The sequence below is a fragment of the Jatrophihabitans sp. genome, assembly GCF_046262535.1.
GTDB lineage: Bacteria > Actinomycetota > Actinomycetes > Mycobacteriales > Jatrophihabitantaceae > Jatrophihabitans.
This window is the reverse complement of sequence record NZ_JBHEMO010000009.1, coordinates 24,798-38,185: the sequence shown is the minus strand read 5'-3', so window position 1 is coordinate 38,185 and position 13,388 is coordinate 24,798. Positions and strand designations below refer to the sequence as shown.

The window sequence follows — 13,388 nt, the reverse complement described above, 5'->3', positions numbered from 1 at the left end:
CCGCCGCGGCGAGGAACAGGTCAGCGTCGAGTGGCTGGCCGATCATCTGCAGGCCTTCGTCGACGCCAACCCGGAGTTCGAAACCGCCATCGACCGCTTCGCCACCTATCTCGCCAGGAGCGATGAGGACGAGGAGTAGAGCCTGCCGTCGGGAACCGCGCCCGTGAGTGTCACCCTGGGCAAGACGCACACGGGCATTGACTTCGCGCCGCCGGCGACCATCGTGCAGGTGGGCTCCATCGCCGGCACGATCAGTGAGAGAGCCGGCGGGACTCCGCTTCAGTCGGCGGTTGTGGAGGTCTTCGCGGGTGACACCAAGGTAGGAGACGCGACGACCGACGCGGCCGGCCGCTACAAGGTAGGCAACCTCCAGGCAAACGCCACCGGCTATGTCGTTTGCGCGAAAGCGGTGGCCAGCACCTCGTCGGCGACGGTCAGCACGCCCGCCACGGGATGGGCACCCCGGTGCTACCCGGGCGTCTCGTGGAACGGGTCGAACAGCCCGGCCGCCGCGGCGACCAGGTTGCCACTGCTCGCCGGACAGGACCGGACCGGCATAAACATCACCCTTCGCGTGGGCGCACGAATCAGCGGAACCGCCTTCCGAGGCTCAACTTCGACGAGGCTCGCCTCGGTTCGCGTTCTGGTGTTCACGCTTGCGCACCGCGGCGTCGCTACGGTCACCACCTCGCTTGACGGAACCTACCGAGTTCCAAGGCTGGCCCCGGCCAGCTACATCGTCTGCTTCGACGGCCGCTCGGCGACGCTCACCGGTTACCGGCCCCAGTGCTACGACCAGGTGCCTTGGGACGGCACCACTTAGGTCACCAGCGGCGCGTCGAGCACGTCCACTTCAGGTTCCACCGGTCGGGGCGCGCACGCGAAGATCGGCAGGAAGATCTGCGCCAGTGGACCGATCGCCACGGCGAAGGCCACTGTGCCGATCCCCACGGTTCCGCCCAGCAGCCAGCCGGCCGCCAGCACGGTGACCTCGATCCCGGTGCGCACCAGGCGGATCGAGCGGCCGGTGCGGCGGGCCAGCCCGGTCATCAGGCCGTCGCGCGGGCCGGGCCCGAAGGTGGCGCCGATGTACATGCCGGTGGCGATAGCCAGCAGGACGATGCCGCTGAGCATCTCGCCGATCCGCACACCCAGCGGCGCCGAGCGGGGCAGCAGATCGAGCGACCAGTTCATCGACAGCCCGATCAGCACGACATTGCTCACCGTGCCCAGACCAGGCCATTGCCGCAACGGGATCCACAGGAGCAGGACGGCGGCGCCGACGAGGATCACGACCGTCCCGATCCGCAGGCCCGCATGGTGCCCGATGCCCTGGTGGAAGACGTCCCAGGGGTCGAGGCCCAGCTTCGAGCGGACCTGCAAAGCGCCGGCGAACCCGTACAGGCAGAGACCGACGTAAAGCTGGACGAGGCGGCGCGGAAGCCGGTTGCGGGCCATTGGCCCAGCATGCCGGACGCCACCAGCCCTTTTACCGAGCCAATCATCGGCTTTCGGCCTGGCCAAGCAGACCAATCGCTGGCATCATCGGCCCATGGCACCCTTGTCGCGCATCGGCGGCCGTGCGCTGGCCGACCTTCTTCCTGATCTCCGCACGATGCCGGGCCCGGTCTACTCGGCCCTGGCCCACGGCATCACCTCGCTCGTGCTGGACGGTCGCATCGCCACCGAGACCCGGCTGCCGTCCGAGCGCGAGCTGGCCGCGTCCCTGCACATCAGCCGGGCGACGGTCACCGCCGCCTACGACGCCCTGCGCAGCGAGGGCTTCCTCGCCAGTCGGACGGGTTCGGGCAGTTACGTCACCGTCCCGGCGGGCTCGCAGCCCCGGCCGGCGCTCGCCCGGTGGACCACCCGCAGCAACGAGGCGGCCGACGTCATCGACCTGTCCTGCGCCGCGCTGCCCGCGCCGCCGGACCTGCTGCCGGGAGCGATGAGCGCGGCGGCCGCTCGGCTCGGCCCGTACCTGCTCGGTGACGGGTACGACCCGGCCGGCCTGCCCGTCCTGCGCGAGGCGGTCGCGGCACGGTTCACCGGCCGCGGCGTCCCGACCCGTCCGGAACAGATCCTCGTCACCAACGGAGCGCTGCACGGCCTCGACCTTTTGCTGCGCCTGCTGCTCGGCCCCGGCGACCGGGCGATCACCGAGCTGCCGACCTACCCGGGCGCGCTGGACGCAATCCGGGCGAACGGCGGGCGGGTCGTCCCCGTCCCGATGGCACCCGAGGGCGGCTGGCAGGTGGGCCAGCTGCAGGCCGGTCTGCGCCAGACGGCGGCTCGATTGGCCTTCCTCACGCCCGACTTCCACAACCCGACGGGCGCGCTCGTGCCGGAGGCCCACCGCCGCGAAGTGCTGGCGGTCGCCCGGCAGACCGGCACCACCGTCGTGGTGGACGAGTCGTTCGTCGATCTCGGTTTTCGCGGCAACGAGCGGCCGACGGCCGGGATCGACTCGTCGGTCATCACCGTGGGTTCGCTGTCCAAGGCGGTGTGGGGCGGCCTGCGCATCGGCTGGCTGCGCGCGTCGACCGACCTCGTGCACCGGCTCGCCGCGCTGCGGACGTCGATCGACATGGGCAGCCCGGTGCTCGAGCAGGTCGTCGCCGCCTCGCTCGTCGAGCAGCTCGACGACATCGCCGCCCGGCGCGTCGCCGAGCTTGTGCCGCAGCGCGACGCGCTCGTCGCCGCGCTCGCCCAGCACCTGCCGGACTGGCGGGTCACCGTCCCCGAGGGCGGCCTGTCGCTCTGGGCGGAGCTGTCCTCGCCGCTGTCGACGCCGCTGTCGATGCTGGCCGCGCAGGCCGGAGTGGTGGTCGTGCCCGGCTCCCGCTTCGGCGTGGACGGCACGCTCGAGCGGTTCCTGCGGCTGCCGTACTCGCTGCCGGCGGACCGGTTGGCCGAAGCGGTCCGCCGCCTGGCCGGGGTGTGGGCGCAGCTCGACGGCAGCGGCCTCGCCGCCCGTCAGCTCGTCGTGGCCTAGCGGACGGACGTCACCGCGATCGCCGGTTCGTAGAAGCTGCCGAGATAGAGCGTGCCGCCGTCCTCCCACACGCTCGTCACGAAGTGGTAGTCCTCGCCCGGCCGCTGCAGGTCGTGCACGATCTCGCCGTCGAACGACAAGCCCATCACCCACACGGTCCGCTCGGCTTTCGGTCGGATCCGCGCGGGCAGCAGCCAACTGATCTGCCGCAGCACCCCCGGCCGGGGCAGCAGCGCCTCGAGCACCGGGTTGCGCGGACCGGCCATCGCCACCCACACCAGCCCGTCGCTGCCGACCGACATGTTGTCGGGGAAGCCGGCCAGGTTGTCCACCAGCGGCTCGGACTGCCCGGCCCGTGGCCCCTGCAGCCAGTACCGGGTGATGCAGTACCGGCCGGTCTGCGCCAGGAGCAGCGACGACCCGTCAGGCGCAAGCACGACCCCGTTGGCGAACGCCAGCCCCTCGAGCAAGGTCTCGACCCGCCCGTCGGGATGGCGGCGGAACAGCCGCCCAGTGGTCGTGTGTTCGAGGATGTCGCCGACGTGGTCCTCCACCTCGAAGCGCTGGGTGGACGAGGTGAAGTAGATCGTGCCGTCGGTGGTCTGCACCGCGTTGCTGGTGCCGATCAGCGGGACACCGTCGATCGAGTCGACCAACACCTGCACGTCGCCCGTCGCCGGGTCGAGGCGTAACAGGCCGCGCCGGGAATCGCAGATCAGCAGCGTGCCGTCCGGGCAGATCTCGAGCCCGAGCGGACGGCCGCCCGAGTCGCCGATCACCTCGATCGCGTCCCCGTTCGGATCGACCCGCAGGATCCGCCCGTCGGCCAAGCCGGTGAGCAGCTGCCCGAACCGGTCGAGCACCACGTCTTCGGGTCCCGCACCCGGCAGGCGGATCAGGCGCACCGGCGGCATCGGCGGGTCGCTCACCGTCCGATGCGGCGGCGCGGGTGGCGGCGTCCAACGGACCGGTCGCAGGATGCGGCGTTTCACAGTTCGGCACTTCCTTCGCGGTAGACCTTCCCCAGCCGTATCTGCCCACCGTCGAGTTCGAAGAACACGGCGATGTCGAAGTCCCGCCGTTGCCCGTCGACGACCAGCGATTCGTGCAGCTGGGCCGCGGCCCGCTGATCCTCGGTCACCAGGCTCAGCACTTCCAGTCGCGGGTCGAGTGTCCAGAGCCATGCATCGAACACGTCGGCCAGCGCGGCGATGCCCTCGAACCGGTCGGTCCCGGTGATCCACACGGCATCGCTGGTGAACCCGGCCAACACCCGCTCGGTGTCGTGTGCGTTGAACGCCGCGACGTGCTCGAGCACTCCTGAGCGGACGGCATCGAGCGGCACGCGTCAGGCCCGCGCCACGCCGTCGATCGAGGCCTGGCGCGCCACTGCGGCGGCCACCGCGGGCGCGACCCGGGGGTCGAACGGGCTGGGCACGATGTGCTCGGGCGCGAGCTCGTCGGCGACCACTTCGCTCAGCGCCGAGGCGGCGGCGAGCTTCATGTTCTCGGTGATCGCCCTGGCATCGGCGTCGAAGGCTCCGGCGAAGATGCCGGGAAAGGCGAGGACGTTGTTGATCTGGTTCGGATAGTCGCTTCGCCCCGTTGCAACGATCGCGGCATGCCGGTGCGCGACCTCGGGGTCGACCTCGGGATTCGGGTTCGCCAGCGCGAAGATGATCGCGTCGGACGCCATCTTGCGCACCGCGTCCTCGTCGATGAGACCGGCACTCAATCCGAGGAAGACGTCGGCACCGTCGAGGGCGGACACCAGCGAGCCGGTCAGCGCCGACCGGTTGGTGGCCGCCGCCAGGTCGGCCTTCACCGACGTGAGATCCTGTCGCCCGGTGTGCAGGACGCCCTTCGAGTCGGCCACGGCGATGTCGCCGATGCCGGCCGCGAGCAGGATCTTGGTGCACGCGACCCCGGCCGCTCCCGCGCCGGAGACGACGACCCGCAGGTCACCGAGCGTGCGGCCGGTGACGGCGGCGGCGTTGCGCAGGGCCGCCAGGACGACGACCGCCGTGCCGTGCTGGTCGTCATGGAACACCGGGATGGAAAGCCGGTCGCGCAGCCGCTCCTCGATCTCGAAGCAGCGCGGTGCGGAAATGTCTTCGAGGTTGATGCCGCCGAAGGACGGCGCCATGCGCACGACGGTGTCGACGATCTCGTCGACGTCGGTGGTGGCCAGGACGATGGGGACGGAGTTGAGCCCGGCGAATTCGCGGAACAGCGCCGCCTTGCCCTCCATCACCGGCAGCGCGGCCGCCGGACCGATGTTGCCGAGACCGAGCACCGCCGTGCCGTCGCTGACGACGGCCACCAACCGCGAGCGCCATGTGTACGTCCGGGCCAGCGCCTCGTCGCCGGCGATGGCCGAGCACACCTCGGCCACGCCGGGCGTGTAGGCCAGCGACAGCGACGCGCGGTCGGTGAGCGGCATGGTGCTCTGGATGACCAACTTGCCACCCTCGTGCGCGCGGAAGACGGCACTCGCCGCTGTCTGCGCGTCGAACCCCACGAAGTGCTCCTGAGCGGGTCGGATCGGTCCTGACCAGGTTACGGCGCAGGATGAAAAGGCTTGCGGGGTTCGCCCGTCCCGAGTCTGCCACGGGCGCGAACTCGGTGGCCGGATATGTGCTCGACTGCGATGTGCCCCACTTGCGTCCGGTACGGGCGCACATAACGACCGGTAACTTCATGCCAACGTAATGCCGGACAGTTCGCCCATCTCCAAACGTCCGCATCCTGAGCTACAACCGTTGTACTCACTCGTTGTACCCGGTAATTCTTGGAGGTTTCATGAGGCGTCTCGTCCTCACTCTCGCCGTCGGCGCCGCACTGGCCGCTACGGCGGCCACCGCGCCGACAGCTGCCGCCGCGCCCACCGGCGCCCGCGGTAGCGAGCGCACCTGTGCACCCGCGCCGGCCGGCTACGCTGCCTGCCACGCCCGGGTCGTCACGGACAGCACCGGCAAGCCGCTGGCCACCAGCGGACCGAGCGGTCTGAACCCGGCTGACATCCAGTCGGCGTACAGCCTGGCCGGTACATCCAGCGGTGGTCGTACGGTGGCCATCGTCGACGCCTACGACGACCCGACGGCCGAAGCCGACCTCGGCGTCTACCGCAGTCAGTTCGGGCTGACGGCCTGCACCACGGCGAACGGCTGCTTCAAGAAGGTGAACCAGAGCGGCGGTGCCACTCCGCCACGGTCCGATGCCGGCTGGGCCACGGAGGTCAGCCTGGACCTCGACATGGTTTCGGCCACGTGCCCGAGCTGCCACATCCTGTTGGTCGAGGCGTCGTCGGCCTCACTCACCAACCTCGCCGCGGGTGTGAACTACGCGGCCTCGGTTCCGGGTGTCGTCGCCATCAGCAACAGCTACGGTGGCACGGACGGTGCCTCGGTGAGCGCCTACAACCCCCCCGGCATCGCGATCACCGCCTCCACCGGTGACAACGGATACGGCGTCGAGTCCCCCGCGAGCTACCCGCACGTCGTCGCGGTCGGCGGTACGAGCCTGAAGAAGTCCGGCAGCAGTTGGACCGAGACCGCCTGGAGCGGTGCGGGCAGCGGCTGCTCGACGTCCAACCCCAACCCGGGCTGGCAGACGGGCACGTCGTGCAACGGAAAGGCCAACGCGGATGTCTCAGCCGTGGCCGACCCGTACACCGGCGTCTCGATCTACGATTCGACCCGGTACCAGGGCCGATCCGGCTGGCAGGTGTACGGCGGCACCAGCGCCTCCTCGCCCCTGATCGCCAGTGTGTACGCGCTCGCAGACAACTTCGGCACCGACGCGGCTCAGTACACCTGGGGTCACGCCGGGAACCTGCACGATGTGACGAGCGGATCCAACGGCACCTGCACCACGACGGTGTGGTGCAACGCCGCCGCCGGCTGGGACGGTCCCACCGGGCTCGGCACGCCGAACGGCGTCGGCGCCTTCTGATCAGCCGGAACGGCCGGGTCGGGGCACCAGCCCCGGCCCGGCCTTTCGGTGTCTGTGGTCAGCGCACGCGCCCCGGCCGGCCGCCCACCAGCCGCAGCACCGCCCGCGCGTGCACCTCGGCGACCCCGTGCGTCTCGCTGTCGCCGCCGGCGAAGGAGTTGTCGGACGCGAGCCACCAGCCGCCGTCCTGCCTGCGCACCGCGCGCTTGAGCACCAGCCGGTCAGGCAGGGTACGGAACGTCGCCAACACGACATCGCCGGGCCGGATCCGCGCACCGTGGCGGACGAGAACGGTGTCGCCGTGGCGCAAGGTGGGCACCATGGACGGGCCGGACACCCGCACCAGCTGCCACGGCAGGCTCACACCGGTACTCCGTTCGGCGGGTCGAGTCGTGGATCGCGGCGGTAGTAGGGTCGAAATCGGGACCGCCCTTGGAATGTCCCCCAATGCAGGAGGTCAACGATATGCGTTTGTTCCGCCCGTCCACCGTCGCCTACGCCCACTGTGACCTGCCCTGTGGCGTCTATGACCCCGCCCAGGCGCGCATCGAAGCCGAGTCGGTGAAGGCGATCTGCGAGAAGTACCAGGGCAACGAGGACCCGGTCTTCCGCACCCGCGCGCTCCTCATCAAGGAGCAGCGCGCCGAGCTGGTCAAGCACCACCTCTGGGTGCTGTGGACCGACTACTTCAAGCCGCCGCACTTCGAGAAGTACCCGCAGCTGCACGAGCTGTTCAACAAGGCCACCAAGCAGGCCGGCGCCGCCGGCGGCAAGGGTGCGGTCGACCCGGCCGAGGCGCAGGTGCTGCTCGACCAGATCGCCGAGATCGACAAGATCTTCTGGGAGACCAAGCAGGCAGCCTGACAAGGTCTTCGCCCGATGCCGCCGACCCAGGCCGGCCCCGATGAGGGGCCGGCCTTCGTCGCGCCCGAGCTGCCCGACTCCGCCGAAGTGTGGTTGCTGCGCCACGGCGAGACGGAGTGGAGCGCGTCGGGGCAGCACACTGGCAGGACGGACATCCCGCTGACCGAGGCCGGGAAGGAGCAGGCGCGCGCGATGGGCAACATGCTGGGCGACCTGTCCCCCGCGCTGGTGCTGTCCAGCCCGCGCCGGCGTGCGCGCGACAGTGCCGAGCTGGCCGGGCTGCGGGTCGACGAAACAACCGAAGACCTCGCCGAGTGGGATTACGGCGACTACGAGGGCATGACGACCGCCGAGATCCGCGAAGCCGACCCCGACTGGACGGTGTGGACGAGCGACACCCCCGGCGGCGAGACGCGGGCGCAGATCGCACACCGCGCCGACCGCGTACTGAGCCGGGTCGCGGCCGCAGTGGCCAACGGCCCGGTCGTGCTCGTCGGTCACGGCCACTTCAGCCGGGCGCTCGCCGCGCGCTGGATCGGCCTGGCCGTCTCCGGCGGAGCCAACCTCCTGCTGGGCACCGCGGCCCCGTCCGTCCTCGGCGCGCAATACGGTGTTCCGGTGATCGAGCGATGGAACCTTCCCAACCCGGCCGCGTGAGCGGGCCAGACGCGAGGAGACATGACCCCATGACCACTTCGGACACGCGATCGCCCGACGGCGACGCGGTCGAGGTCCGCATTCCGGCCGACGTTCTCTACGTGTCGACGCTGCGGCTGGCCGCGGCCAGCCTGGCCGCACGCTGCGACCTGACCATCGACGACATCGAGGACCTCCGCCTGGCGGTCGACGAGGCGTGCGCGCTGCTGCTGCCGCATGCGAGCGAGGGTTCCACGCTGGACGCGCGGTTCCAGCTCGCGGCCGGCCGGCTCGAGGTCGCGACCTCGGTGCACACCGATGACGAGGCCGAGCCCGACCGCAGCGGCTTCGCCTGGACGGTGCTGGGCGCTTTGGCCACCGCGGTCGAGGTCAGCAACCGAGACGGTCAGCTGACCATCTCCGTCACGAAGGCCCGCGAGGCGGCGGCGACGTGACGGCGCTTGTGTTGTGGTCGGCAGCCGGCGACGCGCGAGAGGACGCCACGTGACGTCCGCCCACCGACCCGATCGGGACGAGCGGGCGCAGGCCGGCGATTTGCTGGCCGAGCTGCACCGGTTGCCCGAGGACGACCCGCGCCGGCGGACACTGCGCGACCAGCTCGTCGAGCTGCACATGCCGCTGGTCGTCTATCTGGCCCGCCGCTTCTCCGGTCGCAACGAACCCATGAACGACCTCGTTCAAGTCGGCGCCATCGGCCTGATCAAGGCCATCGACCGCTTCGACCCCGAGCGCAAGCTCGAGTTCTCGACCTACGCGACGCCGACCATCCTCGGCGAGATCAAGCGGCACTTCCGCGACACCGGCTGGCTGATCCATGTGCCGCGCCGCGCGCAGGAGATGCAGACCACGCTCAACGCGGCCCGCGCCGACCTCAGCCAGGAGCTCGGCCGCGCCCCGACGGTGCCCGAACTCTCGGCTCGCATCGAGGTCGACGAGGAAGCCGTGCTGGAGGCACTGGACGCAGCCCGCGCCTACTCCGGCGTGCCGCTCGACGTGCTCGCCGCGCCGGGCGAGACGGTGCCCGAGCACCCGATGCTCGGCATCCTCGACGAGGGCTACGAGCAGGTCGAGCAGCGCGCGCTGCTCCGTGAGGTGATCGCCAAGCTGCCCGAGGCCGAGCGGGAGATCCTGTTGCTGCGGTTCATCGCCAACAAGACGCAGACGGAGATCGCCGCGATCGTGGGCGTGTCCCAGATGCAGGTGTCCCGGCTGGTTGCGCGTGGCCTGAAACGCATGCGCGAAAGCCTCGGCGCGCCCGAGCCGGTGGCCGAGCAGCGTCGCCGCAAGAGCTAACCGAGCGGATCCTCCCGATCGAGCACCGCGCGCACGGGCGGAGTGAAGAGCAGGTAGATCACGGCGAGCGCGGCCAGCAGCATCGGCCCGCCGTACGCGGGCTGGTCGGCCTGGAACGCGATCGTGTAGGACACCGGCAGGATCAGCAGCTGCAGCACCACGACCGGGGTCCGGGCCGCCGGTCGCAGCCGCAGCAGGCCACGGGCGCACAGCCCCAGCGCGCCCGCACCGACGAGCGCGAACCCGCCGCCGAGCACGGCCCGCAGTACGTGATGGTGGGCGGCCGAGCCCGCGTGCGCGACGGCGACGCCCGCGACCACGACGAGGCCGAGCGCCTCGAGGCCCAGGATCAGGCAGGCGATGACGAGCGGCCGTGGCGGCCCTTCCGGTGCCCCCGCGGGCTTGCTCTCGCTGTGCTCGCTCACGCCCTCACTCCGTTCGGGCGTGCAGAGCCGCAACACCCTTGGTTCGCTCCGCAAGCGTCCCTCACGCCCGGAACCCTATCGGCGGCCCACGCGACCCGGCGTCGCGCCGCCACGTAGGCTGCCGATGTGCGAGTGCTCGTCGTGGCCAATCCGCGCGCAACCGCCACCAGCCCCCGGGAGCGCGACGTGCTGGCGCACGCACTGGCCAGCGAGGCGCAGCTCGAGGTCGTCGAGACCGAAAATCGCGGTCACGCCGCTGCCCTGGCCTGCCGCGCCATGCGCAACGGCACCGACATCGTGGTCGCGCTCGGCGGCGACGGCACGGTGAACGAAGTGATCAACGGGCTGCTGACCGACGGCGTGCATCCCGACGTCCCGGCCCTGGGCATCGTCCCGGCCGGCTCGACAAACGTGTTCGTCCGCGCCCTCGGCCTGCCGAACAACCCGGTCGAGGCGACCGGTGCGCTGCTCGAAGGCGTGCGGACGGGGGCCCGCCGCTCCGTCAGCATGGGCGTGGCCGACGACCGGTACTTCTGCTTCGCCGCGGGCCTCGGTTTTGACGCCGCCATCGTGCACGGCGTCGAGCGCCAGCGCCGGCTGGGCAAGCGCTCGACCCACACGCTGTACGCCCGCGTCGGCGTCCGCGAGTTCTTCGGTACCGACCGGCGGCACCCGAGATTGCACGTCGAACTGCCCGACGGCACCCGCTACGACAACGTCTACTTCGCCATCGTGGCGAACTCCGACCCGTGGACGTTCGTCGGCAACCGGCCGCTGCACCCCACGCCCGAGGTCACCTTCGAGGCCGGGCTCGCCGTCTACGCCCGCCGCCGGATGGGCGTGGCCGGCATGCTGCTCAGCATGGCCCGGATGTCCGGGGACCACCCCAAGGTCGGCCGGCGGGGGGCGCACGTCGTCCATGACCTCGAACACATCACCCTCATCGCCGACGAGCCGCTGCCCTTCCAGGTCGACGGTGACGCCCTGGATTCCCGCGAAAAGGTCACCTTCCGGTCGGTCGCCAACGCCATCTCGGTAGTGCAACCCGCAGCGGGCACACCGGCCGAATAGTCCCGAATGGGCGGTAATTCGTCCGGAGTTCCCCTCGACCGATCCGGCCTTACCGCGTAGCGTCGCTGGTAGTCGTACCTCTGGCGCGGGTGGAAAACCCTTGCTCGGGCCAGGGACGAGGGACACCGATCCCTCAGGGCAACGGAGCCGAGGAAGTCGGTGACCTGCCTTGCAGTGCTCTGAGAATGCTTGAACCGCAAGCGAGCTCGTGAAAGGATTCACAAGCGCGGAAGGAGAACGCACCCCGTTCTCCCCGTAGCCGAGTGAGGAGAGATTCACCCATGGACTGGCGGCACCGCGCGATTTGCCGTGACGAGGACCCGGAACTGTTCTTCCCGATCGGGAACACCGGGCCCGCCCTGATGCAGATCGAACAGGCGAAGGCTGTCTGCCGACGCTGCCCGGTGATGCAGGAATGCCTCACCTGGGCGCTGGAATCCGGACAGGACGCCGGCGTGTGGGGCGGATTGTCGGAGGACGAACGCCGCGCGCTGAAGCGCCGCAACGCCCGCGCCCGCGCGCGCCTCGCCTGACCGACTAACCGCCGACCCCGCGTGGTCGCCGCCCGACCGGCATCACGACGACCGCCGCCGTGCCGGTCGCGTCGGGCTGGGGCCGGAACTCGACCGTCCCGCTCAGTTCGGACGACACCAGCGTGCGCACGATCTGCAGGCCGAGACGGTCGGTGCGCTCGGTTGTGAAGTCCTGGGGCAGGCCGATCCCGTCGTCGACAATCGTGACCCGCAATTCGCCCCGTTTGCGGACCGCCAGCACCGACACGGTGCCGGCGCGGTCGTCCGGGAAGGCGTGCTCGATCGCGTTCTGGACGAGTTCGGTCAGCACCAGGACCAGAGCGGTGGCGAACTCGGCGGGAATCTCGCCGAAGCTTCCCTGTCGCTGCACGACGATGCGCGACTCCGAACCCATGACATCGCTGAGCATCACCAGCAGCCGGTCGACGATCTCGTCGAAGTTCACCGACTCGTCGATCGAGACCGACAGGGTCTCGTGGACGAGCGCGATCGACTGCACCCGGCGCACCGACTCCTCGAGTGCGGAGCGCGCACCCGGGACCGATACGCGGCGTGCCTGCAGCCGCAACAGCGCGGCCACCGTCTGCAGGTTGTTCTTCACCCGGTGATGGATCTCGCGGATCGTCGCGTCCTTGCTCATGATCTGCCGGTCGCGGCGGCGCAGCTCGGTCACGTCCTGCATGAGCAGCAGAGCCCCGAGTGTCTCGCCGCGCGGGCGCAAGGGCAGCGCGCGGAACAGGATGATGGCGCCCCCGCCCTCGAGTTCGACGCTGGCCGGATGCCCCCCGTCGATCGCTTCGGCCACCGCGCCGGCCAGATCACTGGCGTCGAACGGGTCGTCGACCACCGTGCTGGCGAGCGCGTCGATCGGCTCGGACAGCACGTTGCCGTTGATACCCAGGCGGCTGAAGGCCGATAGGGCGTTCGGACTGGCGTAGATGATCGTGCCGTCGGGTTCGAGGCGGACGAGACCGTCCCCCACCCGCGGCCCCGACCCCTCCTCCAGGCGGGAGTCCGGGGCCGGAAAGGTGCCGTCGGCCGCCATGCCGGCGAGATCGGCCGCGCTCTGGAGGTAGACCAGCTCGAGCTGGCTGGGCGTCCGGACGCTGGCCAGGTTGGCGTCGCGGCCGATGACGGCGATGACCTGGCCCTCGTGGCGCACCGGGATCGCCTCGCGGCGGATCGGCAGGTCCCCGTCCCAGTCGGGATCGACCTCGCGGAAGATCCGGCCCTCGGAGTAGGCGACCCGAAGCGGCGCGAGCCGTTCGCCGCGGACGACGACGCCGACCTGGTCGTGCTGGTACGCGGTGGGCCCGGTGGTCGGGCGGCACTGGGCGACACACAGGAAGGCTGGCACGCTGCCCGCCTCGGCCGACGGGATCGCGACCGGCACCCACAGCAGCAGGTCGGCGAACGCCAAGTCGGACAGCAGCTGCCATTCGCCGACGAGCCGGGCGATGTGGTCGACCTGCGCGTCGGTGAGCGTGGTGCGCGCGGCGAGCGTGTCGGTGAGTGCGGACATCTTGGTTCTGCAGCCTGCCACCCGACGCCAACAGCGTCGCGCAGGGGTCCGCTGCGCCGCGCCGGCCCGCGATA

17 protein-coding genes are annotated in these 13,388 nt (G+C 70.7%); 10 read left to right on the top strand and 7 right to left on the bottom strand.

Going from position 1 to position 13,388, the window contains the following annotated elements; all coding sequences use genetic code 11:
* The coding region (locus ABR571_RS01335) for a DUF6104 family protein (protein ID WP_409451382.1) at positions 1–139 on the top strand (139 nt) is incomplete at its 5' end.
* A gap of 24 nt (positions 140–163) precedes the next feature.
* Positions 164–823: a hypothetical protein gene (locus tag ABR571_RS01330; protein ID WP_409451378.1), complete on the top strand. Its 660-nt coding sequence runs from the start codon at positions 164–166 to the stop codon at positions 821–823.
* On the opposite strand, the gene ABR571_RS01325 is transcribed toward ABR571_RS01330, so the two are convergent.
* Positions 820–1,458 (bottom strand): YczE/YyaS/YitT family protein, encoded by a 639-nt coding sequence (locus ABR571_RS01325; RefSeq protein ID WP_409451377.1) that lies wholly within the window; start codon positions 1,456–1,458, stop codon positions 820–822. The genes ABR571_RS01330 and ABR571_RS01325 overlap by 4 nt on opposite strands.
* Before the next feature lie 94 nt (positions 1,459–1,552).
* Between ABR571_RS01325 and ABR571_RS01320 the strand changes: the two genes are divergently transcribed.
* Positions 1,553–2,995: a PLP-dependent aminotransferase family protein gene (locus ABR571_RS01320; protein ID WP_409451376.1), complete on the top strand. Its 1,443-nt coding sequence runs from the start codon at positions 1,553–1,555 to the stop codon at positions 2,993–2,995.
* On the opposite strand, the gene ABR571_RS01315 is transcribed toward ABR571_RS01320, so the two are convergent.
* The 3 genes from ABR571_RS01315 to ABR571_RS01305 are packed head-to-tail and all read right to left on the bottom strand — an operon-like array spanning position 2,992 to position 5,540.
* Positions 2,992–3,924, bottom strand: a complete 933-nt coding sequence (locus ABR571_RS01315) for an SMP-30/gluconolactonase/LRE family protein (protein ID WP_409451375.1) — start codon at positions 3,922–3,924, stop codon at positions 2,992–2,994. The two genes, ABR571_RS01320 and ABR571_RS01315, sit on opposite strands and share 4 nt — an antisense overlap.
* Positions 3,925–3,983: 59 nt before the next feature.
* Positions 3,984–4,340: a nuclear transport factor 2 family protein gene (locus ABR571_RS01310; protein WP_409451374.1), complete on the bottom strand. Its 357-nt coding sequence runs from the start codon at positions 4,338–4,340 to the stop codon at positions 3,984–3,986.
* A gap of 3 nt (positions 4,341–4,343) precedes the next feature.
* Positions 4,344–5,540, bottom strand: a complete 1,197-nt coding sequence (locus ABR571_RS01305) for an NADP-dependent malic enzyme (protein WP_409451381.1) — start codon at positions 5,538–5,540, stop codon at positions 4,344–4,346.
* Between the two features lie 257 nt (positions 5,541–5,797).
* Here ABR571_RS01305 and ABR571_RS01300 point away from each other — a divergent pair, with 257 nt between their 5' ends.
* The gene (locus ABR571_RS01300) at positions 5,798–6,949 is read left to right on the top strand and encodes a peptidase S8 (RefSeq protein WP_409451373.1); all 1,152 of its coding nucleotides are present in this window, start codon (positions 5,798–5,800) and stop codon (positions 6,947–6,949) included.
* 58 nt (positions 6,950–7,007) lie between these two features.
* Here ABR571_RS01300 and ABR571_RS01295 read toward each other — a convergent pair whose 3' ends face one another.
* Entirely contained in the window at positions 7,008–7,313 is a 306-nt protein-coding gene (locus tag ABR571_RS01295) for a S24 family peptidase (RefSeq protein WP_409451372.1), read from the bottom strand.
* Between the two features lie 101 nt (positions 7,314–7,414).
* On the opposite strand from ABR571_RS01295, the gene sodN reads away from it, so the two are divergent.
* The 4 genes from sodN to ABR571_RS01275 are packed head-to-tail and all read left to right on the top strand — an operon-like array spanning position 7,415 to position 9,763.
* Positions 7,415–7,813 carry a superoxide dismutase, Ni gene (sodN, locus tag ABR571_RS01290; RefSeq protein WP_409451371.1) on the top strand — a complete coding sequence of 133 codons (399 nt, stop codon included), beginning with the start codon at positions 7,415–7,417 and terminating at the stop codon, positions 7,811–7,813.
* A 15-nt stretch (positions 7,814–7,828) separates the two neighbouring features.
* Positions 7,829–8,470: a histidine phosphatase family protein gene (locus tag ABR571_RS01285; RefSeq protein ID WP_409451370.1), complete on the top strand. Its 642-nt coding sequence runs from the start codon at positions 7,829–7,831 to the stop codon at positions 8,468–8,470.
* 29 nt (positions 8,471–8,499) lie between these two features.
* On the top strand, positions 8,500–8,904 hold the full coding sequence (locus ABR571_RS01280) for an ATP-binding protein (protein WP_409451369.1): 405 nt from the start codon (positions 8,500–8,502) through the stop codon (positions 8,902–8,904).
* Between the two features lie 49 nt (positions 8,905–8,953).
* Positions 8,954–9,763: a SigB/SigF/SigG family RNA polymerase sigma factor gene (locus ABR571_RS01275; protein ID WP_409451368.1), complete on the top strand. Its 810-nt coding sequence runs from the start codon at positions 8,954–8,956 to the stop codon at positions 9,761–9,763.
* Here ABR571_RS01275 and ABR571_RS01270 read toward each other — a convergent pair.
* Entirely contained in the window at positions 9,760–10,188 is a 429-nt protein-coding gene (locus ABR571_RS01270) for a hypothetical protein (RefSeq protein ID WP_409451367.1), read from the bottom strand. The genes ABR571_RS01275 and ABR571_RS01270 overlap by 4 nt on opposite strands.
* A 126-nt stretch (positions 10,189–10,314) precedes the next feature.
* On the opposite strand from ABR571_RS01270, the gene ABR571_RS01265 reads away from it, so the two are divergent.
* Together ABR571_RS01265 and ABR571_RS01260 are read left to right on the top strand one after the other, a co-directional pair.
* Complete coding sequence (locus ABR571_RS01265) at positions 10,315–11,259, top strand: diacylglycerol/lipid kinase family protein (protein WP_409451366.1); 945 nt, start codon at positions 10,315–10,317, stop codon at positions 11,257–11,259.
* A gap of 281 nt (positions 11,260–11,540) precedes the next feature.
* Positions 11,541–11,792, top strand: coding sequence for a WhiB family transcriptional regulator (locus ABR571_RS01260; protein ID WP_409451365.1), 252 nt, complete (start codon positions 11,541–11,543; stop codon positions 11,790–11,792).
* A 4-nt stretch (positions 11,793–11,796) separates the two neighbouring features.
* Here the strand turns inward: ABR571_RS01260 and ABR571_RS01255 are convergent, their stop codons facing one another.
* Entirely contained in the window at positions 11,797–13,314 is a 1,518-nt protein-coding gene (locus ABR571_RS01255) for a sensor histidine kinase (RefSeq protein ID WP_409451364.1), read from the bottom strand.
* Between the last annotated feature and the right edge of the window lie 74 nt (positions 13,315–13,388).

Bases quoted from the DNA above. Each gene is read 5' to 3' on its own strand.
- ABR571_RS01320 (WP_409451376.1), top strand. From the start codon at position 1,553: ATGGCACCCTTGTCGCGCATCGGCGGCCGTGCGCTGGCCGACCTTCTT.
- ABR571_RS01325 (WP_409451377.1), bottom strand. From the start codon at position 1,458: ATGGCCCGCAACCGGCTTCCGCGCCGCCTCGTCCAGCTTTACGTCGGT.
- ABR571_RS01260 (WP_409451365.1), top strand. From the start codon at position 11,541: ATGGACTGGCGGCACCGCGCGATTTGCCGTGACGAGGACCCGGAACTG.
- ABR571_RS01300 (WP_409451373.1), top strand. From the start codon at position 5,798: ATGAGGCGTCTCGTCCTCACTCTCGCCGTCGGCGCCGCACTGGCCGCT.
- ABR571_RS01255 (WP_409451364.1), bottom strand. From the start codon at position 13,314: ATGTCCGCACTCACCGACACGCTCGCCGCGCGCACCACGCTCACCGAC.
- ABR571_RS01285 (WP_409451370.1), top strand. From the start codon at position 7,829: ATGCCGCCGACCCAGGCCGGCCCCGATGAGGGGCCGGCCTTCGTCGCG.
- sodN (WP_409451371.1), top strand. From the start codon at position 7,415: ATGCGTTTGTTCCGCCCGTCCACCGTCGCCTACGCCCACTGTGACCTG.
- ABR571_RS01280 (WP_409451369.1), top strand. From the start codon at position 8,500: ATGACCACTTCGGACACGCGATCGCCCGACGGCGACGCGGTCGAGGTC.